The 22,539-nt window shown below is 61.0% G+C and carries 18 protein-coding genes; 10 read left to right on the plus strand and 8 right to left on the minus strand.

Features of this window, described 5'->3' with window-relative positions:
- The first annotated feature begins 64 nt into the window (after positions 1-64).
- Positions 65-1,360 carry a DUF1576 domain-containing protein gene (locus tag RUH64_RS00100; protein WP_313810380.1) on the plus strand — a complete coding sequence of 432 codons (1,296 nt, stop codon included), beginning with the start codon at positions 65-67 and terminating at the stop codon, positions 1,358-1,360.
- A 204-nt stretch (positions 1,361-1,564) separates the two neighbouring features.
- Positions 1,565-3,418: an ABC transporter ATP-binding protein gene (locus RUH64_RS00105; protein ID WP_313810382.1), complete on the plus strand. Its 1,854-nt coding sequence runs from the start codon at positions 1,565-1,567 to the stop codon at positions 3,416-3,418.
- Positions 3,419-3,496: 78 nt separating this feature from the next.
- Here the strand turns inward: RUH64_RS00105 and RUH64_RS00110 are convergent, their stop codons facing one another.
- From RUH64_RS00110 to RUH64_RS00120, 3 genes are all read right to left on the minus strand, one after another.
- On the minus strand, positions 3,497-3,709 hold the full coding sequence (locus RUH64_RS00110; RefSeq protein WP_313810384.1) for a hypothetical protein: 213 nt from the start codon (positions 3,707-3,709) through the stop codon (positions 3,497-3,499).
- Positions 3,710-3,768: 59 nt separating this feature from the next.
- The gene (locus tag RUH64_RS00115; RefSeq protein WP_313810386.1) at positions 3,769-5,382 is read right to left on the minus strand and encodes an MFS transporter; all 1,614 of its coding nucleotides are present in this window, start codon (positions 5,380-5,382) and stop codon (positions 3,769-3,771) included.
- Between the two features lie 275 nt (positions 5,383-5,657).
- Positions 5,658-6,431: an IclR family transcriptional regulator gene (locus RUH64_RS00120; protein WP_313810388.1), complete on the minus strand. Its 774-nt coding sequence runs from the start codon at positions 6,429-6,431 to the stop codon at positions 5,658-5,660.
- Between the two features lie 501 nt (positions 6,432-6,932).
- On the opposite strand from RUH64_RS00120, the gene aceB reads away from it, so the two are divergent.
- The 3 genes from aceB to RUH64_RS00135 are packed head-to-tail and all read left to right on the plus strand — an operon-like array spanning position 6,933 to position 10,663.
- A complete protein-coding gene (gene aceB, locus RUH64_RS00125; RefSeq protein WP_313810389.1) occupies positions 6,933-8,564 on the plus strand; it encodes a malate synthase A in 1,632 nt (543 codons plus the stop codon).
- Positions 8,561-9,817, plus strand: a complete 1,257-nt coding sequence (locus RUH64_RS00130) for a DUF6986 family protein (RefSeq protein ID WP_313810390.1) — start codon at positions 8,561-8,563, stop codon at positions 9,815-9,817. Before aceB ends, RUH64_RS00130 begins: the two co-directional genes overlap by 4 nt.
- A gap of 12 nt (positions 9,818-9,829) precedes the next feature.
- A complete protein-coding gene (locus tag RUH64_RS00135; RefSeq protein ID WP_313810391.1) occupies positions 9,830-10,663 on the plus strand; it encodes a bifunctional allantoicase/(S)-ureidoglycine aminohydrolase in 834 nt (277 codons plus the stop codon).
- Between the two features lie 288 nt (positions 10,664-10,951).
- Here RUH64_RS00135 and RUH64_RS00140 read toward each other — a convergent pair whose 3' ends face one another.
- Positions 10,952-11,392 (minus strand): DUF6097 family protein, encoded by a 441-nt coding sequence (locus RUH64_RS00140; protein ID WP_313810393.1) that lies wholly within the window; start codon positions 11,390-11,392, stop codon positions 10,952-10,954.
- A 524-nt stretch (positions 11,393-11,916) separates the two neighbouring features.
- On the opposite strand from RUH64_RS00140, the gene tpx reads away from it, so the two are divergent.
- The gene (gene tpx / locus RUH64_RS00145) at positions 11,917-12,417 is read left to right on the plus strand and encodes a thiol peroxidase (protein ID WP_313810394.1); all 501 of its coding nucleotides are present in this window, start codon (positions 11,917-11,919) and stop codon (positions 12,415-12,417) included.
- An 82-nt stretch (positions 12,418-12,499) separates the two neighbouring features.
- On the opposite strand, the gene RUH64_RS00150 is transcribed toward tpx, so the two are convergent.
- The 4 genes from RUH64_RS00150 to RUH64_RS00165 form a co-directional block, all read right to left on the minus strand.
- Complete coding sequence (locus RUH64_RS00150; protein ID WP_313810395.1) at positions 12,500-13,342, minus strand: SDR family NAD(P)-dependent oxidoreductase; 843 nt, start codon at positions 13,340-13,342, stop codon at positions 12,500-12,502.
- Positions 13,343-13,514: 172 nt separating this feature from the next.
- Positions 13,515-15,116 carry a cytochrome b/b6 domain-containing protein gene (locus RUH64_RS00155; RefSeq protein ID WP_313810396.1) on the minus strand — a complete coding sequence of 534 codons (1,602 nt, stop codon included), beginning with the start codon at positions 15,114-15,116 and terminating at the stop codon, positions 13,515-13,517.
- A 2-nt stretch (positions 15,117-15,118) separates the two neighbouring features.
- Positions 15,119-16,096, minus strand: a complete 978-nt coding sequence (locus RUH64_RS00160) for an electron transfer flavoprotein subunit alpha/FixB family protein (protein WP_313810398.1) — start codon at positions 16,094-16,096, stop codon at positions 15,119-15,121.
- An 11-nt stretch (positions 16,097-16,107) separates the two neighbouring features.
- Complete coding sequence (locus tag RUH64_RS00165; RefSeq protein WP_313810399.1) at positions 16,108-16,884, minus strand: electron transfer flavoprotein subunit beta/FixA family protein; 777 nt, start codon at positions 16,882-16,884, stop codon at positions 16,108-16,110.
- An 812-nt stretch (positions 16,885-17,696) separates the two neighbouring features.
- Here RUH64_RS00165 and RUH64_RS00170 point away from each other — a divergent pair.
- The 4 genes from RUH64_RS00170 to dapA all read left to right on the plus strand — a co-directional run bounded on the left by RUH64_RS00170 (position 17,697) and on the right by dapA (position 22,537).
- Entirely contained in the window at positions 17,697-19,079 is a 1,383-nt protein-coding gene (locus RUH64_RS00170) for an FAD-dependent oxidoreductase (RefSeq protein ID WP_313810400.1), read from the plus strand.
- Between the two features lie 91 nt (positions 19,080-19,170).
- Entirely contained in the window at positions 19,171-20,658 is a 1,488-nt protein-coding gene (locus tag RUH64_RS00175) for an alanine/glycine:cation symporter family protein (protein WP_313810402.1), read from the plus strand.
- Positions 20,659-20,758: 100 nt separating this feature from the next.
- Positions 20,759-21,439 (plus strand): GntR family transcriptional regulator, encoded by a 681-nt coding sequence (locus RUH64_RS00180; protein ID WP_313810404.1) that lies wholly within the window; start codon positions 20,759-20,761, stop codon positions 21,437-21,439.
- Between the two features lie 198 nt (positions 21,440-21,637).
- Positions 21,638-22,537, plus strand: a complete 900-nt coding sequence (gene dapA, locus RUH64_RS00185) for a 4-hydroxy-tetrahydrodipicolinate synthase (RefSeq protein WP_313810405.1) — start codon at positions 21,638-21,640, stop codon at positions 22,535-22,537.
- Positions 22,538-22,539: the final 2 nt, after the last annotated feature.

Genomic DNA, 22,539 nt, shown 5'->3' on the forward strand with positions numbered 1-22,539 from the left:
CGAAAAGTTGAGGTCAGCGCCCTGTAGCGGGCACGAGATGAACTGGCGAAAGGGTGATCGTACGATGAAGGTTGCACGTACCCGCGAAGAGCGGATCCTGTTGAAATTGATTGCAGGAACGGCTCTTGCTTTCGTGATCGCCGGATTCATCGTACAGCCGCCCCAAAGTGTCCTGCTGGGAATCGGACATATTCTCTCACCGAACAATATTCTGGTGACTGACTTCATCGAACTCGGCGGGGTAGGCGGTGCCTTTGCTCAGGCGGGGTTGCTGACCTTGGTCGGATGCGCACTGTATTACCTAACCGGCGCCAAGGTCGATGGTGCGGCAGTGGGCTGCCTTTACATGTTGCTGGGATTCGCTCTATTCGGCAAAACGCTCATCAATGTTTGGCCGATCATGCTCGGTGTGGCGCTGTACGCAAGGTACAAACGAGAACCGGTGCGGGAAATTGTGACGGTGGCAATCTTTGCCACCGCATTGTCTCCGATCTTCACCCAGGTAGCTTTTAATTCGGCGCTGTCGCGGTGGATATCGGTACCGTTGGGATTCTTCCTTTGCGTCCTCCTCGGATTTGTCATCCCTTCAATTGCTAGGCAATTGTTTCGGGCGCACAACGGATTCACCCTGTACAACATGGGGTTCGTGGCAGGCATTCTTGGCTCGGTCGTGGTGGCGGTGCTTTCAAGCTATGGGCTTCGTGCGCAACCTGCGATGGTTTGGTCGAGCGGATCCGACAAGCAAATACTCGTGATGATCGTGCTGATTCTGGTGTCGCTAGTGGCCGCAGGATTGCAGATCGAGCGGAATCCATGGAAGGCATATCGGGACCTGCATCGCCAGACGGGACAGGCGCCTACCGATTTTCTGGCAGCTTCTGGATTCGGGGCAACACTGCTGAACATGGCGTCGGTCGGAGTCATCGCCACCTGCTATGTCCTGTTCATCGGAGCCGATCTCAATGGGCCGGTTCTTGGCGGCATTGTGAGCGTCATCGGTTTCGGCGCCTGTGGAAAGCACTCGCTTAATATTCTGCCGATTTTCGTCGGCGTAATACTGGGAGCGCTGCTTAAACCATATGGCCTGACAGACCCGGCGGTTGTCTGGGCGGCGCTCTTTGGAACCTGTCTTGCGCCGATGGCAGGACGCTTTGGTCCGCAGTGGGGCATCCTTGCAGGGTTCCTACTGGTGTCGGTGGGTCAGACCACCGGAGTGCTGTCCGCCGGTCTGAATCTGTACGGCAATGGATTTGCTGCAGGATTGATAGCTTCCGTACTGAGCGCCGTGGCGCTCAGCATCTCAAAGCAACGTCGAGGTACCGACCAACCTCAAGAAGTGCAACAGGTCCCGGCAGCATAACCAGCGACTGTATCGTAGAACCGCCGAGGGCAGGAGAGCTGTCAGAGAATCAGCGTGCTGTACCGCAGACGACCGGCCTGGCGTTCAAGCTGGCTCAAGAGAACGGTCTAAGCCGAGCCTACCTAGCATTTAAGGGTGGGTAACTGTCACTATGAGCAGGTTGAACCACCGAAACAACCTGAGCAAGATCGCGAGTAGACCCACATGAGTATGGAAAGCGCCGCATGGCATTCCTTATGGAAAATATCGGGCGACAAGGGGCGTGCCTACGCCGAGACAACTCCAAAGCGAGTGCTTAAATTCGCTGTGGGTTATAAATCGCGTTTGATAGTTTTCGTGATCTTCTCGGTCGTCTCGGCATTCTTGGCGGTGATCACCCCGGTGCTTGCGGGCCGCATCGTTGACGAGATTGTCGCCCGCAGCGGAGTTGAGGTCATCATCAAGCTTGCGTTGATGATCGCAGTCGTCGCCGTGCTTGATGCCGTCGTTTCAGTGGTGGTTCGCTGGTTCTCATCAAAACTCGGTGAGGGAATCATCTACGATCTTCGTACGGCGGTTTTCAACCACGTACAGAAGATGCCGATTGCGTTCTTTGCACGCACACGCACCGGTGCATTGGTCAGCCGTCTGAACAATGACGTCATCGGCGCCCAGTCCGCTTTTGCGGGAACTCTCTCGGGCCTTGTCTCAAATACGGTGGCGCTGATCCTCACCGCGGCGGTCATGTTCACCACCTCGTGGCAGGTTACCGTGCTGGCCCTGGTACTGCTTCCCATCTTCCTGCTGCCTGCACGGCGCTTCGGAAAATCCGTGGCACTACTGCGCAAGGAATCGGCAGATCTCAACGCCTCCATGGGTACGCAGATGACCGAGCGCTTCTCGGCACCTGGCGCCACGCTGATTAAGCTCTTTGGACGCCCGAAGGACGAGGCCGACCAGTTCGCGCTGCGCGCAGGAAGAGTGCGCGATATCGGTGTGAAGATGACAATGCGCCAGTTCTATTTCGTCGCAGCGCTGACCCTTGTTGCGGCGCTTGCCCTGGCATTGGTTTATGGCCTTGGCGGTGTTTATGCGGTGCGCGGCGAATTGGCGGCCGGCGATGTGGTGGTGCTTGGGATGCTGCTGACCCGTCTCTATGTTCCGCTGACCGCCCTGGCCAACGCCCGGGTGGAAATCACCAGCGCACTGGTCAGCTTCGACCGTGTATTTGAAATCTTGGATCTTGAACCGTTGATTGCAGACGCGCCGGACGCTCATCGACTTCAGCCCGGACCGGTGGCAGTGAAGTTCGCCAACGTCAACTTCTCCTACCCGAGTGCAGACAAGGTATCTCTTGCCTCCCTGGAAGAAGTGGCGGTGCTCGATACCCGTGGCGGCCAAGAGGTACTGCACGATATCAACTTCGAAATTCCTGCCGGTAAGACCGTCGCCCTGGTGGGTTCCTCCGGAGCCGGAAAATCGACCATTGCTTCATTGCTGGCACGCCTTTACGACGTGGATTCCGGGAGTGTGCAGCTGGCTGACACCGACATCCGACACCTCAAAATGGATTCGCTGCGAGAAGTCGTCTCGATGGTGACGCAGGACGGTCACCTTTTCCACGAATCGATACGATCGAACCTGCTGCTTGCCCGTCCTGGAGCCAGCGACGAGCAGTTGTGGGAAGCTCTGGAGCGCGCACGCCTGCGTCCTGTCATTGAAGAGCTGCCGGATCAGCTGGATACCGTCGTCGGCGAACGAGGGTACCGGCTTTCAGGCGGTGAACGTCAGAGAATGACCATTGCGAGGCTACTGCTGGCGGCTCCCCAGGTCGTGATCCTCGACGAGGCCACCGCCGCCCTTGACTCGGCCAATGAAGCGGCGGTTCAGGCTGCCCTGACCGAGGCTCTGGAGAACAGGACGGCGTTGATCATCGCCCACCGGCTGTCGACGATTCGATCTGCCGATCAGATCCTTGTCGTTGAAGGCGGCAGGATCATTGAACGAGGAACGCACAGCGAGCTTCTCAGCCTTGGCGGTCGGTACACGACGCTGTATGAAACCCAGTTCGCGCAGTAGCGTCAATCAACGACAGCTGCCGCTGATCAATGGATGACCTGTGGCAAATTGTCGCCTCTTCACCCTGGTTACGCGCGGTTACTGCTTTTTCTTGCTCCGGAACCACGGAGTGATGGAACCTACGACGAAACCGATGGCCAGCAGGGCGATGAACCAGAGCCACCCGGGCAAAGCAATGTCGATGCCGACGAAGCTCAGGGTCATGGTTTCCGTATTTGAAAATACGAATAGCAACGCGATGAGTGCCAGGATCAGCGCGAGAATGCGTTTCGGAGTAAAGAAGCCAGCCATCTTGAAGGTCCACCCTGTTTTTGCGAGATGATTAGGGAAAAGTCTACCCGGCGGACATGCTATTCAGGGATTTCACCCGGACGATATTTTGGAAGCCGCGAGGCGGGGATCGCCGCAACGGCACTAAGCCCGGCCAAGATCAGGAAGCCAAGCTTCAAAGTGCGCAGGCGCTGCTCTTCATTGATGGCCACGGCTTCTGCAACCTGTTCACCGGTGGCGGTGGTCTCCTGCAGCCTATCTTCCAGCGCCTCGTTGCTCATGAAGTTAACGTTATCCAGGTCCACCTGGGCTACGAGTTCCTGAGGCAGATCCGGATGATCCTGCACGCTGGTGGCAATTCCGGCGCTGAGCGTTGAAACAAGTACTGCCCCCATGACCGCTGTACCTACCGCTGACGCCAGATTCTGCGTGGTGCCGCGCAGGGAGCCGACGTCGCCTGCCAGATGTTTGGGGGCGGCGGTGACGAGCACGTTAAAGACCAGCGTGACCAGTGCGCCCTGACCAATACCGAAGGCGATCAGTCCGAGGATCGTCGGCAGGGTTTCCCAGTTGTTTGTGACGACGAACGACAACCATGCCAGCGCCGCGGTGGTCAGCCCGAAGGAAAACAGAGCGATCGTGCGCGGGGTGTACTTCTTGTAGAAGCGCACGATGAGCGTTGCGGTGATGAACACCGTCAGGTTGAAGGGCATCATCGCCAGCGAAGTATCAAATGGCGTGCGTCCCTGAACTACCTGGATGTAGATCGGGACAGTGAAGTTCACCGCGGCCTCCATCGACACGATGATGAACATCGCGTATACCGCCGAGCGTTCGGTCGAATGGTCCAAGACGCTCAGATCAACCAGCGGCACCTTGCCTTGGCGCATACGGCTGCGGGTGCGCAGGAAGAACAGCTGGCCGCACACGATGCCAAGCACCACGAGCACCGGGGCGGGAGAGAGCGAACCTAGGACAAATGGCGCGCTGTCGGTCGCGAGAAGGACGCCCCAGCCGTTGAGATTGTTGAATCCCAGGGTCAGCATGACGATGGCGATGCCTACCAATGCCGATGCCAGCAGGTCGATCTTGACCGAAGCATCGCCCTTGTCTCCGCGCAACTTGAAGCTCAGTGCGATGACTATGATAGCAAGCACCAGAGTCACCACGAAGATCGGACGCCAACCGACGAGGGTGCCTAGGGTGCCGCCGATCAAGAACGCGCTCACCCCGGAAATGGCGCGCGCAGAACCCAGCGAGCCCACGGCAGTAGCCTGCTGTTCTCCCTTGTAGTTTTCGGCGATCAGCGCTACCAGGGCCGGGACGATGATTGCCGCCGCGGCGCCGGCAAGCACCTGTCCGCCGATCGCCCAGGCGACGGTTGGACCGAAAAGCATCATCAACGAGGAAACGATGAACAGCAGCAGCACGCAGCGGAAAATCAGCACCCAGCCGACTCGTTGGCCCAGTTTGGCGCCGGTCATCACCAGGGCGGCGACCGAAAGTCCGTAAACCACGATGGTTGAACTGGCAGTTGTGGGTGGTACCCCGAAATCTTGAACCATGCCGCCCAGGGAGATCGGCAGGGCCGCGACATTGAATGACATGAGCACCTGAGCCAGAAACAATCCGACCATGGGAGCCCAGGAGCGCTTCTCAAATGCTGGTGTCTGGGCCGAGGGCCTCGCGGTCATGTCGTTGAGCCTTTCCGTGGGTGGAGAAAATCAGAACTGCCATGTCACTGCCGTCAAAAACCAACGCGTAGGGAGGTCAAAGATTCCAGCTACTGTCCAACCTATACCCTCCGGACGGTTAAAACAGGAGGTTGCTTTAGCTCAACTTTTCGTACCTTCGTCATATTCGGTGACTAGTCGTCAATCGCTGCGATAGTTCGACTCGCTCAGGTGGACGCAAAAATGCGCCCGATTGCTCTGTAGCATTCGGGCGCAGCGCGGCTAGCTGGGAGGGATTAGTCGGCGGCGGCGACCAGCTGCATGCCAAGCTCGCGGGCAGCCTGCTGCAGCTCGGGAATTGCCATGTCGATGAATGCCTGGTCGACGCGGGTGACCGGACCAGATACGGAGATGGCCATCGGGGTTGGTGCGCCGGGAACTGGTACGGCGATGCAGCGTACACCCAATTCCTGCTCTTCCTCGTCGATGGAGTAGCCGCGCTCGCGGCTTGCCTCGACATCGGTGAACAGTTTGCCCAGCGTGGTGATGGTGTTGGCGGTCTTCGGTGGCATGCCGGCCTGAGCCACCAGACGCTGTACCCGCTCGTCGTCAAGCACCGAGAGCACTGCCTTGCCGACACCCGAGTTGTGCAGCATTGCGCGGCGTCCAACTTCGGTGATCATGCGCATGGAGTGCGGCGACTGGACCTGGGCGATGTAGGTGACCATATCGCCGTCGAGTACCGCAATGTTTGCGGACTCGCCAAGCTTGGCCACCAGTTCCTTCAGTACTGGGGAAGCCAGGGCGCCGAGCTGGCGGTTTGCCACCTCGCCCAGGCGGATTAGGCGTGGGCCCAATGAGTAGCGGCGGTTGGGCAGCTGACGGACATATCCGACGCCGACCAGTGTGCGCAGCAGTCGGTGGATGGTGGGCAGGGGCAGCGGGGTATCTGCGGCCAACTCGCTCAGGGCCGCCTCGCCGCCGGCGCGGGCGATGACTTCTAGCAATTCGAACGCGCGTTCAACGGACTGGACTCCGCCGGTCGTCGATTTGCTGGTTGTCTGCGTCATCTTCTGCTCCTTTAAGTACCCGCTAATTTTGGAAGTCGCTAGCCGTAAACTTCTGCGATGCGAAATCTTTGATCTAACAATAGCCGGAAAATCCCCGGAAGTTCCGGGATGCGAGAAAATTTGTGTCCAAAACTTGTGTCTTGGTGCACAAAACGGTGTTGCGTTTTCATTTTGAGGATATTAGTATCCACTATACGGAAAAGATTAACAGGAGGCACCGGTGGAAGCACCAAGCTCGGGACATTCCTCGGCGAGGCAGGATCAAAATCCAGCAGCCAAGGCATCGAACGAACTTGCAGCGGCCGCTGGACCGACTGGAACCAAAACACTAGCACCCTAATCCTCAGGGGTCTTTGGAACGGGCCGATGACGAAGTCGCCGCAACCGTGAAGCAGACCACGAGGCAGGAGCTAGTCAGATAAGTTGTAAGGGGCTAGTCACCCCTGCCCCGACATGGGGAAATTCATCACTGGAACAGAGCAAAGAGGTTAAGGAGCAACCATGAGTATTTCACTATCCCGCGTTCCGCAGATTGACGGAGCCGCAGACATCCTCTCCGATGAAGCACTTGCCTTCATCGAGAAGCTGCACCAGAAGTTCGCCGGCACCCGCGATGAGCTGCTGGCAGCCCGCGCAGTGCGCCGCAAGCAGTACTCGGATGCAAAGCGCATCGACTTCGATCCAGAGACTGCAGACGTCCGCAACGGCGACTGGAAGGTCGCACCGGCTCCAGCAGCACTGACCGACCGCCGCGTAGAAATCACCGGCCCGGCAACCCCTGCCAAGATGGCCATCAACGCGCTGAACTCCGGCGCCAAGGTGTGGCTGGCAGACCTCGAAGACGCCTCCACCCCTTCCTGGGACAACGTCATCGACGCTGTGCTGAACCTCTCCGCAGCAGCTCACGGCAACCTTGCCTACACCGACGCCAAGACCGGCAAGTCCTACGCACTGCGTACCGACGCCCCACTGGCAACCATCGTCGTGCGCCCTCGCGGCTGGCACATGGTTGAAAACAACGTGATCGTCGACGGCAAGCCTGCTGTTGGTGCACTGGTTGACTTCGGCCTGCACTTCTTCCACAACGCCAAGGCACTGGCAGAATCGGGCCAGGGTCCGTTCTACTACCTGCCGAAGATGGAGCACTACCTGGAATCCCGCCTGTGGAACGAGGTCTTCACCTTCGCCCAGGCCGAGCTGGGCATCGAGCACGGCACCGTGCGCGCCACCATGCTGATCGAAACCATTCCAGCTGCCTTCCAGATGGATGAGTTCCTCTACGAACTGCGCGACCACGCAGCGGGCCTGAATGCCGGCCGTTGGGACTACCTGTTCTCCGTCATCAAGACCTTCCGCGAGGCCGGCGAGCAGTTCATCGTTCCAGACCGCGCCGATGTCGCCATGACCGCACCGCTGATGCGCGCCTACACCGAACTGCTGGTGAAGACCTGCCACAAGCGCGGCGCCTTCGCCATGGGTGGTATGGCCGCCTTCATTCCTAACCGCCGCGAACCAGATGTCACCGCAGCTGCCTTCGAGAAGGTCCGCGCTGACAAGACCCGCGAAGCAAACGACGGCTTCGACGGCTCGTGGGTTGCACACCCAGACCTGGTTTCGACCTGCCGCGAAGTCTTCGATTCGGTACTTGGCGACAAGCCAAACCAGATCGACAAGCAGCGCCCAGAGGTCGAGGTCACCCCAGAGCAGCTGCTGGACGTCGCCAGCGCACCGGGCTCCGTGACCGAGGCTGGCGTTCGCCTGAACCTGTACGTGGCAGTTGCCTACACCGCCGTATGGCTCTCGGGCAACGGCGCCGTGGCAATTCACAACCTGATGGAAGATGCAGCAACCGCTGAAATCTCCCGCTCGCAGATCTGGCAGCAGATCCGCAACAAGGTTGTCGCCACCGACACCGGTAACACCATTACCGCCGAACTTGTTGCCAACATCCTCGCCGAGGAAGTTGAGCACCTGCGCGGTGAGATCAACGACGAAGCACGCTTCGCAGCCTACTACGAGCCAGCAGCCAAGCTGATTGGCACCATGGTTTCCGGCCGCGACGAGGACTTCGCCGACTTCCTCACCACCCCTGCATACGAACTATTGGAAAAGGAATACGTGACCAAGCCATGAGCAACGTCTTCGATGAGTCAACGCTAGCCAGCGTAGAGGCACAGCTCGCCGCTACCGATCAGCTGCTGGAAAACGCCTACCCAGGCGATACCGGCGCACGCCAGCCAGTGCACACCGTGTACGTGCCGGGTGACAAGTTCACCGGCGAACTGCCAGCAGCCTGGGGCTCCAACGCCCTGGCCGCCGCCGGCGATTCGGCAGGCCTTGCCAAGCTCGCTGCAAAGCTGAACCTGGCAGAACCAGAGCGCCTGGGCGAGCTGGTTGCCGCAAAGCTGGTCAGCGAACCCATCGAAGATCTTCGCTTGGACTTTGAAGACGGCTACGGCAACCGCCCGGATGCCGAGGAGGATGCGTCCGCACTGGCCGCAGCCGACGCGGTATCCGCTGCCGTAGCCGCCGGTCAGGCTCCTGCCTACATCGGCATCCGCTTCAAGTGCTTCGAGGCGCCGACCCGCGCCCGCGGCATCCGCACCCTTGACCTGTTCGTTTCGCGACTGGTTGAGAACGGCGGTTTGCCGGAGGGCCTGCGCCTGACCCTGCCAAAGGTCACCACCGTGGCTCAGGTCGAGTCGATGGTGTTCCTTGCCGAGAAGCTTGAAGAAGCCCACGGCCTGGAAGCCGGACGCATCCGCTTCGAGGTGCAGGTGGAGACCCCGCAGGTCATCATCGCCGCCGACGGCACCCACCCGGTTGCCACCCTGATCCATGCAGGCAAGGGCCGCGTGTCCTCGCTGCACTACGGCACCTACGACTACTCGGCATCCCTGGGCGTAGCCGCCGGCTACCAGTCCATGGAGCACCCGGTCGCAGACTTCGCCAAGGACGTCATGCAGGTTGCCGTTGCTGGCACCGGCGTGGAACTGTCCGACGGCTCCACCAACATCATCCCTGCCGGCGATCCTGAGAACATCGCCGCAGCCTGGGAACTGCACGCCCGTCTGGTCAACCGCCACCTGACCCGTGGCATCTACCAGGGCTGGGATATGCACGAGAACCAGCTGGTCACCCGCTACCTGGCAACCTTCGCGTTCTTCCGTGAAGGCCTGCAGGCAGCCGCTACCCGCCTGCGCAACTACGTGCACAAGATCGAGTCCGCCATCATGGACGAGCCTGCCACCGCCCGCGCGCTGGCTCGCTACATCCACCGCGGCGTGACCTGCGGCGCAGTAACCGCCCAGGAAGTCACCGATCTTGCTCAGATTTCCCTCGACGAACTGGAAGCGATTGCGCTGAATCGCTCCCACGCAAAATAGGAGAATTTTCTCATGACAGTTCCAGCACAGGTGAAGAGCCCGTACTACAACACCTATGGTGGCCACCCACCTCAGACCGATCTGCTCACCGACCGCGCAGTGGTCACCGAGGCCTACACCGTGATCCCCAAGGGCGTTCTGCGTGACATCGTCACCAGCGTGTTCCCTGAGTTCACCGGTACCCGCGCCTGGGTCCTGAACCGTCCGGTTGCCGGCGGCCCAACCACCTTCTCCCAGGTGATCGTTGAGATCTCTGCAGGCGGCGGCGCTGCAAAGCCAGAACCACAGGCGGATGTTTCGTCCTTCCTGTTCGTTGTTGGCGGCGAGCTGACCATCACCATCGACGGCTCCGAGAGCGTTCTGACCGAAGGCGGCTTCGCTTTCGTTCCGCCAAACGCCGAATGGTCGCTGAAGAACAACGGCGCAGACATCACCACCTTCCACTGGATCCGCAAGCGCTACGAAGCTCTTGACTACGTTCCAGCACCGAAGGCTGTCGTCGGCAACGAGAAGGACATCGTTCCAGGCTCCATGCCTGACACCGACAACAAGTGGCGCACCACCCGTATGCTGGATCCAGAGGATCTGTCCTACGACTTCGGCGTGAACATCGTGACCTTCGAACCAGGTGCATCGATTCCATTCGCCGAAACCCACGTCATGGAGCACGGCCTGTACGTGCTTGAAGGCAAGGCAGTTTACCGCCTGAACGACGACTGGGTAGAGGTCGAGGCCGGCGACTACATGGCACTGCGCGCATTCTGCCCACAGGCTTGCTATGCAGGCGGTCCAAGCAACTTCCGTTACCTGCTGTACAAGGATCAGAACCGTCAGATCACCTTGTAAGTCGATGATGAACTAAGACTGCCGGGGCCAGAACCCGCGTAGACCCGCCGCATAACGGCGCACCATGTCCACCTCATGTTCCAGTGATGTTTCTTTGCTCGGACATGGTGCACCGGTATGAGGGTCACGCAGGTTCTGGCTTTGGTTTTTAACCGAACAATTGAACTGCTGGCAGATGACGCATCATCGGCAGGAGCCTGGGGTACCGAGGCGCGAACCCGAACCTGAGTCTCTTTGGACGCTTCAGGAGCCGCCAGGTTGATGGCAATTTTTGTAGTGACACCGCGCTCAGAGTTCGGCACGGCCAAGCAGGGCCGGATACTCCACGTTCATCAGCAGCTGCAGCGTTGCCTTTTGCATGTAGGACATGACCAGCACGTCGATAATGAGCGCCGCGGACAGCGCGACGATCCAGAGGTTATCCAGGACCCAGGCCGCAGGGTCGAATCCGGAAATCGTGTAGCGCAGGATGATCAGCACAATGACCGCCAGCAGCACAGGCAGTGCAACGACTCCCGAAAGCATGTTGAATAAGCGCGAGCGCTTATAGGTCTTGCGGAAACCTTCTCCTCCCACGAGTTCCTCCAGCGCAATGCACTGCTCGTAGAAATCGCCCTTGACCTGAACAGGAAGGTTTTTCGCTGGAATGGCGACATGCAATTTACGCAGTTCCTCAGCAAGGTGAAGCGTGCCAAGGGCGGTGCTGGCCATTTGATACATGGAGCTCATTGTTAGCGGGTTCCTCAGCGATGAGTAGTGCGACCCCAGCACATCGAGTGAAACAGGGGAGCGTAGTCTGTCCACAGCAATTTCCACACGGGGCTTTCAGCGAGGAGCCTGCGTGCGGTGGTCGCTGATTGAACGGCCGACATGCATCAAGCTTATCGAGCAAGCGGGGCGACAAGTATTCGCGAGTTCACCGAGTACTTCTCACGTGAAGCTGTTGGCATGACGTGTAAAGAATCTGCCCAATTTTTTACACGTTTTGTCGATATGTAAAAAACCTTGACACGTCGCTTCGAATCGTTCCACGTCGCACACGCTGCGGTGACAGCGGGCCACAACAGAAGCTTGCGCTTGCCTTGATCTTCACACATCGCAGTCAGCTCCGCGGTCATATGGTGCCGAGCCTGTCTGCGAACTGGATCGCGACTCACCGGCCGAAGTATCGTAGAAACCGAACTTTAAGGTCTCGAAGGTCATAAATCGGAAAGCACGATGCCATGCGCGAAAGCAGTGGTAAATACTGATGTATGACATCATTTACCGTCCGTGGCGGAACGGCGCAAACCGTCGGTGAGCTCCCGTCGATCGACACGCAAGCTCCTCAATTTACGTTGGTCGGAACCGACCTGAGCGATATTTCCTTGACCGATCTGGCAGGCCAGCGCATCGTGCTGAACATCTTCCCCTCCGTTGATACAGGAGTGTGCGCAGCCTCGGTTCGACGTTTCAATGAATTAGCCGCCGCGCTGGAAGACACCACAGTCATCTGCGTATCGAAGGATCTGCCATTTGCCCTAGAACGGTTCTGCGGAGCCGAAGGTATCGAGCGTGTGATTACCGCGTCAGCCTTCCGCTCCAGCTTCGGTACTGACTATGGAATTACACAAGCGAACGGCCCGCTTGCAGGTCTTCTGGCCAGAGGCATTGTCGTAATTGATCCGCGGGGAACTGTACTGCATTCCCAAATCAATGAAGACCTACATACGGAACCGGACTACGATGCGGTGCTTGCTGCCCTCTCGGACTAGCGAGCTGGGATCGATTTCAACCCCAAACGCCTGTGCCCTCGTCTCTAAAAAGAGATGAGGGCACAGGCGCAAATTGTCATCGTTAGACTTCGAAGCTTAGCTGCGGGTTCATCCGGGCGCGGATCATCTCGGCACGCGGCACAACGCCTTGATCAATTGCCTCCGGCTGCGGAGTGACCCAATAGCGCCCCTCGGCGACCTGCTCAAAGACCCGGCGGGCATGCTCCTCAGCGGTAATGCCCATCTCATCGGCACGCTGTTGCAGTGCATCGTTGAATGCCTGCGCCGCCGGAAGGGTGGCTCCTTCTTTAGCGCTGGAGAAGATATCGGACTTCACCGAATCCGGCAGCACCACCGAGACCTGGATCGGCGCTTCCTGCATCTGCAGTTCATAGTAGAGCGACTCGGTCAGCGCGAGCGTGCCGAACTTGGTCACGCTGTAGGGAGCCATCAAGGGGCTGGGGAACATTCCGCCGATGGATGAGACCTGCAGGAACCAGCCCTGGGTCTTCTGCTGAAGCATGCGGGGGATGAAAGCGCGCATAACGTTGACGTATCCGCCGATGTTGACGCGCAGGACCGAATCCCAACGCTCCGCTGGAACTTCCCAAGAGAAGCCCATTGCCATGATGCCCGCATTGTTGATGACCATGTCGACTTGGCCAAAGCGGTCGACCGCCTGGCTGGCCATGGCCTCCACCGACTGCGGGTCGGAGACATCGGTGACCACCGCTTCCACCTCGACGCCGTTTGAGCGCAGCTCAGCGGCAACCGATTCAAGCCGATCCGCGGCGATATCTGCAAGCACGAGCTTCATGCCCAGTCCGGCGGCATACCGCGCGAAGCCTTCGCCGATGCCGGCGGACGCTCCGGTGATCACGGCGGTCTTTCCTGCAAATAGGTCCGATGGTGCCAAGGTGCTCATGGAGTTCCTCTTTCTACAGCGGTGGTGCTGCCCGATGCCTCCCCCTGCAGCGAGGCTAATACCACGGGTGGGCAAAGGGGCAGGGTGTTCTTCGGCGGCAAAAATGCTGGACAAGCGCACCCAAAGCGCCTACCCGTGAACGGTGACGGCGTCCTGGGCGCGGGTATTCGCCCTAGCGCGAACTGACCTTGCCGAAGGCCCCGGCGATCATACTGAGCACGATCGGCCGGCAGGCGAACCAAGCAGCGGCGATCACCAGTAAGGACAAAGCGAAGAACAGCAGCCCCGCCCAGTTCTCCGCATAGGCGCTCGGGTCGGTCGACCCCTGCGCCGCGTACATGTGGTTCAGGTTGCGCAGCGCCCCGGTGGAGAACACCAGGATCACATGGACGAGGATGAACAGCACGAAGTACAGCATTGTGGGGAAGTGCAGCGCTCGGGCAACCTCGATCGGATACTTCTTGCTCAACCCCGTCGCATTCTTCGGCCAGTAGGCGCTGAGCCTGAATCCGGTCACCGCCGCCAGCGGGGCGGCGAGGAACACCGTGACAAAGTACGCCAGCTGCTGCAGCGAGTTGTAGTTCACCCAACCGTTTTCGGTGGGCCAGTCCAGGGTCAGGTATTGCAGGGCCGCCGAGACGGCGTTCGGGAATACCTCCCAGGAGGTCGGTACGATTCGCATCCAATGCCCGGTGGCAAAGAGCAGCACCACAAAGACCAGGCCGTTCAGAATCCACAGCATGTCCAGGCTCAGGTGCAGCCAGAGGTAGATGCTGACCTTGGGGCTGCGCTTGGAGGACCAGTAGGCCGGAGGTTTTTTCTGGTGCCGGACGTACATGGCGGAGCGGATGATGAGCACCATCAGGAAGAAATTGAAGAAGTGGTTCCATGCCAACCATGCGGGCACGCCCACCGGCGCCGAGGCTGGCAAATGGTACTCGCCCGGATATCGGGTGATGAAGTCGGACACCGGATCAAATCCGACAATCCAGCGGGAGAGCAGCACCACGGCGGTTGCCATGCCCAGTGCGCTGAACGCGCCGAAAATACCTGCCAACACCCACTGCTTGGTGGTCAGTGGACCGTGGCGCACCGGCTCCGGTTTGCTCGTCGTCGGCGGTGGCGCCTTCGGCTTTTCGACTGGCTCGGCCGCGGGCGCTGCAGTGGCGGCCGGCCGAACCGGGGCTGAGCGCACCGCAGTCGCCGGCGCAACTTCCGGCGTGGCGGCTACCGCAGGTTCCTCCTCAGCAGCAGGCTCGGTTGTCGGCTCAACTGCTGGAGCAGGGGTGGATCCCACTGCGGGGAATGCGTCGAGCGGCGGCCAAGGACTGCCGCCTGCCGCCCGAGGCAGGCCCTGGCGGACATCGTCACGCACCGCCCCGCTGGGTACCGGCGCACGTTTCGGGGCGCTGGCTGGTTCGGGGAGAGTCTGTTGTACTTCCGGGACCGGTTGAGGCGTGGCGGGCTGCACGGATTCTGCAGGTGCAGCCACCGAAGCGAGCCCGGCGGCGGGCGGCCACGGATCGCCGCCCGATACGCGGGGCAGGCCCTGGCGTATGCCGGTGGCGGGTTCCGCAACCTGTACCGGCTGCGCAGCTTCTGGCTCCAGAACAGCCTGTTCGGCCACCGGCGCGGCGGCCTGTTCTGCGACGTGTACCTCTGGCTCTGGTTCGATCACGGTCGGCTGGGCTGCGGCATCTGCCGGCGGCCAGGGGGTACCTCCGGGTACGCGAGGTAGACCCTGCCTGATGGGGCGGGTAGGGGTGCTCATCATGCCTACGCCTTGCGCTCTTCCAGGGCCGCAATCAACTGCGGCACCACCTTGAATACGTCGCCCACCACGCCGAAGTCGGCGATCTCAAAGATCGGCGCCTCGGCATCCTTGTTGATGGCGACGATGGTCTTGGCTGTCTGCATGCCAGCCTTGTGCTGGATGGCGCCAGAAATTCCCAGCGCAACATACAGCTGCGGGGATACGGAGACGCCGGTCTGGCCCACCTGGGCCGCATGCGGGACGTACCCTGCATCCACCGCCGCGCGGGAGGCGCCGACAGCGGCTCCCAGGGCGTCGGCCAGCTGCTCCACCAGTTCAAACTGTTCGGCGCTTCCCAGCCCGCGGCCGCCGGAAACCACCTTGGATGCTGAACGCAGCTCGGGACGCGAGGATGCGGATTCAATGCTTTCGACGCGCTCCACGGTGATCTCCGGCTTGCCGCTGGCGGCCACCGTGAGCGCCGACGCATTCTCCGGCTGGGATTGCGCACGCGCCTCGATGCTGCCAACCCGCACGGTGATCACCGGGGCGCCGAAGGTCGGGGCACTGGTAGTGGTGAAGCTGCCGCCGTAGACGGCGTGCATGGCCGTCACGCCGAGCTCGTCGCGCGCTATGCCCACCGCGTCGATGCTCAGCGCGCTGCGGGTGCGCACGGCAAACCGGGCTGCCACCTCGCGGCTGATCTCGGTGTGGCCCGCCAGCACCGCCTGCGGCTTGACCAGTGCGGCGGCCGCCTGCAGTGCATCGACCAGCGGAACCGAGGGCTTGCCTTCCAGCTCAACCGTGAGCACCTGGCTTGCCCCCGACGCGCTGGCCTGGGCCGCCAATGCGGGCAGTGAATCGGCGGGCCCTGCCACGAGGACGACCGGGGTACCCACCAGTGCGGCGGCGCCCAGCAGTTCGGCATGGTTCTTGGCCAGCGTTGGACCGGGGGCGGTTTCCGCAAGGACGAGGATTGAATCCGTTGCAAACTCAGACATGTTTTCCGTCCTCATGCCAGGTTGTTCTTGACCAGGAAATCAGCCAGCGCGCGGCCCGCGTCGCCGTCATCGGCGAGAACGGTTCCTGCCTCGCGCGGCGGCTTCTTCGCCACCGAGAGCATAATGGAGCGCGCGGTGTCCCCGGGCAGCGCGTCGACGCCCAAATCTGCGAGGCTGAGAACTTCAATCGGCTTCTTCTTCGCCGCCATGATGCCCTTGAAGTTTGGGAAGCGGGCATCCGGCAGCGCTTCGGTGATGGAGGCGATGGCCGGCAGTGGGGCGCTGATCTGGGCGCGGATTCCCTCGAATTCACGGGTTCCGGACAGGGCAGCGGCGGAGATCTCAATGGCCGAGAGCGAGGTGGCGGCGGGGAGGTCGAGCAGCTCTGCGAGCATCGCGGGCAGCACTCCGGCCGAACCGTCGGTAGACATGTTGCCGGTGAGGATCAGGTCGTACCCGCCGCGGCGCAGGGCGGGAGCGAGTGCCTCGGCGGTCAGCAGCAGGTCTGCTCCCAGCAGCTGCTCGTCGTTGATGTGAATCGCGGTGGCCGCACCCATGGCCAGTGCCTTGCGCAGGGTGGCTTGTGCCGAATCGGGCCCCATGGTCACCACGGTGATCTCGGTGCCGGGGTTGGCGTCGGCGTGCTTCAGCGCAACCTCCAGCGTGCGCTCGCCGATTTCATCGAGTACCGCCTCGGACGCCGACCTGTCTGCCAGGCCTGTTTCAAGATTCAGCAGGCGGTCTTCTCCCGTATCGGGGACCTCCTTGATGAGTACCGCGATCTTCATGTATCTCTCCTTGATCGAAAGCCGTTTGCCACAGGCAGCCCGGGTGGGGCCTAGATTTCGTCACCGCACAGCACTTGGGTCATCAAGGCTGTGCCGCCGTTTGTCGTTGGGCGCGCAAGGGGCAAAAGCATCTCTCGCTCCACCTCCTGATTCATCCGCAAACTACGAAAACCTGTGTCCTAGGACACAAGAGCATCTGTTGCTCATCTTGTCGGATTCGGTGGCCTAGGTCAATGGCAGTTTCCCTGAAAACCGCAAGTGAAGTGGTGGGAATCCGAATATTTGCGAGTTCATGAGGATTAACTGATCAACTCGGCGCTCTTCAAGCTGCCAGGCCCGAACCTGGGTTGGCCGGGCGTGGACCCATCCTTGGCATTCACCCTGCAGTGCCGATGGCGACCGCCCGCGTGAACGTCATTGATGGACCCCCGGGGCGGCGGTGCAGTGGTCACCTTGGGAACGCGTCGGCAATCAATGATACAAGGGTGCATCTTCTGCATTTTTGCAGCATTCGGCGGCGCCGTGTTCGGGTAGACACGGGCTCTTCGCGACCCCTGCCGTTCCGATTAAATACTCCCTGACTAGCTAGTTTAGTTGCCAAGGACTCGCTTCATGGAAGTCCTCGCAAAAAGTTCAGCAAAACTATTGCGTGATATGTGATCACAAAATACAGTTGAAGTGTGAGGGCGATTACATCGAGCTCACGCGTTGAAGATCGGCTGCCTTAGCTGCAGATCCGATCCATTTTCCCCACCCCACATTTCCCGCCATTCGTGCGCGGTTTACCATGCCCATATACCGAGGAGCCAAAAATGAAAGACGTCGTAATCGTAGGTGCTGGTCTAGCTGGTCTGTCTGCCGGCTGGCGCCTGCGCCACTGGGACAGCTTGATTTTGGAGTCCGATACCCGGGTCGGCGGGCGCATCAAGTCCGAGCGCCGCGGCGCGTACTGGATGAACTGGGGTGGGCACGTCTTTGCTGGGGAGGGCTCATCTACCGAGTCGCTACTCAATGAAGTGGGCGTCACCGCGGTGGCCATCCCGGGTTCGCTGCAGGCAATGAGCATGAACGGCAAGTTCATCCGCAGTGGACACATTGCCACCTACCCGCTGCGCCTGCCGATGTCCATGGCAGACCGCATTGCCACGGTGCGTGCAGGGTTGAAGGTCGTTGCAGGCGTTGCCCGCTACACCTCGGTGGTCAAGAAGCGGGCCGGGGAGTCCGGTGCCATGCGCCAGCAGCGCATCTACGACTTTGAAAATACCCGGACCTTTCAGGACTTCGTCGGCGATCTTCCCGAAGATGCCGCGTCGCTGTTCAAAACCACGGTGACCCGCTCCGCCGGCAATATGGATCAGATCGCGGCGGGTGCGGGAATCGGCTACTTCAGCCTGGTCCTCGGCTTCGGCCAAGGCCTGAGCAACGGCATCGTCGGCGGGCCGTCCACGCTCACCGAATCTATTGCCGCAGCGTTGGGAGATCGCATCGAACTGGGTGCGGCGGTACGCGAAGTGGTGCACAAGAAGGATTCGGTGGTGGTCCGCTATGTCCAGGACGGACGTGAACACGAGGTGGAGGCCCGTGCGGTAGTGCTTACCACCACCGCCGATGTTTCGCACCGCGTCGGCGTCGACCTGCCCGAAGACCTGCGCGATGCGCTGGGGCAGATTAAGTACGGACCGCACGTCAGCACCGCATTCCTCACCAACGAACAGGGTCCGCGCCCCTGGGACGACATCTACGCCATTGCAGCCCCCAAGCGTTCATTCGCCATCGCACTGAACCAGGCGAATATCGTGCGGGGTTCCGAAGCCGAGCGTCAGCCGGGCGGCAGCATGATGACCTTCTCGCCTGCGGCGCTGGGGCAGGCATTGCTCCACAAACCCGAAGAGGAAGTCATCGCAACCCACCTGAAGGACCTGGACGAGGTGCTCGGCGGCAAATTCGCCGACAGCGTCATCGAAGCAAAAATGTCACGCTGGAAGAACGCCTCGCCGTATTCATTCCCCGGACGTGCCAAGCTGCAGTCCACGCTGACCCGTGGATCCGACCGCGTCTTCTTGGCCGGCGATTTCATGGGCACCCTGTACACCGAAAGCTCGATCACCTCCGGGTTCTCCGCCGCGCAGTCGGCGGCAAGCCTGCTGGCAACACATCGGCAGCGTACCGCACCCGCCGTTCACGAGGTCGCCTGACAACCGAGTACGAAGGCTCACGGGCTCCCGCCTGGAGTGCAAGAAATTTTCATCATACTTATTGACGCAGAAATCTTAAGGAGGGGTTGACATGGGAAGCATAGACTTCGCTGAACTCCTATCAGAAATTTCAGATGCTATCTGGGGGCCGATGGCCTACGTGGTTCTTGGGCTTGGCATCGCCTATTCGGTAGCTACCAAGGGCGTGCAGTTCACCCGCATTCCCGACATGTTCAGGCAGCTGCGGGAGAACGACGGCAGCCAGGGCGGCCTGTCTTCCTTCCAGGCCCTGGTGCTCGCCCTTGCCTCGCGCGTCGGCGTGGGCTCCATTGCCGGTGTGGCCACGGCGATCTTCGCCGGCGGCCCCGGGGCGCTGCTATGGATGGCGGTGACGGGCCTGGTCGGCTGCACCGTGGGCTATGCCGAGGCAACCCTGTCCCAGGCATTCAAGCGCCAGGTGCTGGACGAGGACCGCCGGGCGGCCAACGAAGACATCGGCGGCATGCCCTATTACATCAAGTTCGGCCTGAAGCTGCCGAGGATCGGCGCGCTGGTAGCCGTGCTCGGCGTCATCGGCTACGGTGTGGTTTTCCCCGGGTTCCAGGTCAACACCATCGCCGCCAGTGCCAAGCTGGCATTCAACATCCCCACCTGGGTCCCCGCCGTGCTGGTCACCGCGATGATCGCGGCGGTGATCTTCGGCGGCACCACCCGGCTGGTCAAGGTCACGCAGCTGCTGGTTCCGGTGCTTGCGGTGGGCTACCTGCTGCTCGCGCTGACGGTGATCTTCCTGAACATCGACAAGGTTCCCGATGCCGTGACGCTGATCTTCGCCTCCGCCGTGGGCGTCGAACCGGTCTTCGGCGGCGTGGCCGGCGCGGCCATTGCCTGGGGCGTGCGCCGTGCGGTCTTCGCCTCCTCCAACGGGCTGGGTGAAGCCACCTTCGCCGCGGCCGCCGCCCGCACCTCGCACCCTGCCAAACAGGGGCTGGTCCAGACCTTCAGCATCTACATCGACGTGCTGCTGATCTGCATGGCCACGGGCCTGATGATGGTGGTCTCCGGAAAGTTCAATGTATCCGACGGCTCCGGCGGATTCCTCGCCAACAATGTGCCCGATGTGGCCGCCGGCGCCAACTGGGTGCAGGAAGCCATCGACTCGGTGGTTCCCGGCTGGGGTGCGGGCTTCGTAGCGGTGGCGGTGCTGCTCTTTGGCTTCGCCTGCCTGCTTGCCTACTTCTACGTGGCAAATTCAAACCTGCTCTTTCTGCTCAACGGCAGAACCGGCCATGGCTGGAAACTGTTGTTGAAGCTGGGAACGATGCTCATCGTCTTCGTCGGATCCATTGCGAATGCAAAGTTGATCTGGGCCGCGGGGGACATCGGCCTGGGCCTGATCGCCTGGGTCAACCTCATCTGCCTGGCGCTGCTCTTCCCGACGGTGCGCAAGATCCACCGCGACTACGAGCGGCAGCGCAAGCTGGGCATCAATCCGGTCTTCGATCCGCAGGCCCTGGGCATCACCGGCGCCGACTTCTGGATCAATGACTCGAAGAAGAGCGATGTCCACGTGAAATAGCCGGCCTAGGCCCTGTCCGAGTTCACAAAGAACTCAGGCAGGGCCTTTCGCTGCGCCGCAAACCCATTGTCGGCCCGGGGCAGTGGATAGAATGATGAGTATGACGCTGAACAAACTTGAACCCAACGCGCTGGTTGGCGAGCAGGTTTTCGATGCAATTCACCGCAGCATTATCAATGGCGAGTTGAAAGCTGGCGAGCGCCTGCGCATCCGTAACCTGGCCGAACAGCTTGGCACCAGTGTGATGCCGGTGCGCGAGGCCCTGCGCCGTTTGGAAGAGGGCGGCCTGGTGGAGACGGTGCCCTACCGTGGAGCGGTGGTCAAGGGATTCACCGCCCAGGAGCTGTTGCACATCTACGCCGTGCGGCGCGTGCTTGAGGTGGAAGCCGCCCGCCTGGGGACCGTGAACCTCAGCGACTCAGACGTTGTTAATCTGCATGCTGACTACGGCAATATGATGGCGGCGCTGAAGCGCGGGGATTTGAGCGAGTGTCTGGCGCAGGATGAAAACTTCCTCTCGCGCATTTACTCGGCCTCCGGCAATCCGGTGCTAACCGACAGCATCGAGAGGCTGTGGACCCAGTGCCGCGCCTATAAGCTCATCGGCGCCCAGCGGGCGGTGGCCGATGGTACCCAGAAGATGCTGTGGGAGTTCCAGGAGCAGATGCTCGCGGCCGCCGCGGCCCGCGATGGGCGGCTGATGGCTCGGCTGAACGAGTCCTCAATTCTTGCCGCCATGGAGCGCATCCGCGCCGCCCTGCCCGCCGCCGAGGACGCCTAGACGGCACCCCCGATTAATTAGCCCCGCTATTTCCCTGCAACCTATTGTGTGATTTGTGATCACATATTACGCTTGAGTGAGACGCCGCACATCGGCGCATTGTTGTCGCACCGGCCATCGGGCCACCTTAGGTTTCGCTGCATTGTCAGCAACCGCCATCTGGAACACACAACACCATTCAGCAAGGGAATTCTCACCATGTCTGTTAATCTGCACGGCATCCTGACCGCACTCGTCGCCCCATTCGCCGCCGACGGCAGCCTCGATGAAGCAGCACTTCGCGCCCTCGTGGAGCGCAGCATCGCCGGAGGCGTCAACGGCCTGGTGGCCAACGGCTCCACCGGTGAATTCAGCGCCATGACCCACGAGGAGCGCATGCGCGTTGTCGAGGTAGTCATCGAGGCGGCCGCCGGACGCGTTCCGGTCGTCGCCCAGACCGGTGCCACCACCGCCCGCGAAGCCATCGAGCTGACCCAGCACGCCGAACGCTCCGGCGCGGACGTGGTCATGATCGTCACCCCGTACTACGAGCCGATCAGTGAAGAAGAGACCGTCGACTACCTCAAGACCGTGTGCGCCAGCGTCGAGCTGCCGGTCATGCTCTACAACATCCCGCCGGCCACCGGCATTAATCTGCACCCGGCGCTGGTGGCCCGCCTAGTAGCAGAGATCCCGAACGTGAAGTACATCAAGGACTCCTCTGCCAATATGGAACAGGCGGTGCAGCTGATCCACCACCATGCGGACCAGGTCAAGACCTTCGTCGGCTGGGACGTGCTCACCCTAGCAGGGCTGCTCGAAGGCGCGGAGGGCATCGTCGCCGGAGCTGCCAACGTCGTCCCCGAGGAACTTGCAGCTGTCTACGCTGCGGTGCAGGCAGGGGACCTGACGGCCGCGCGCAGCCGGTGGAACCGCGTCTACCCGGTGGTCGACGGGCTGATCACCGAACCGTTCATCCCCGCCATCAAGGCGGCGCTGCGCCTCAAGGGCGAGGACTACGGCCAGCCGCGTCTGCCGATCCACCCAGCCAGCGAAGAAACCACAGCACGTATCGCGGGACTGCTCGATGAGCTGTCCGCCGCAGCGGTAGCGAACTAAGG

Source organism: Glutamicibacter sp., from assembly GCF_032154645.1.
GTDB lineage: Bacteria > Actinomycetota > Actinomycetes > Actinomycetales > Micrococcaceae > Glutamicibacter.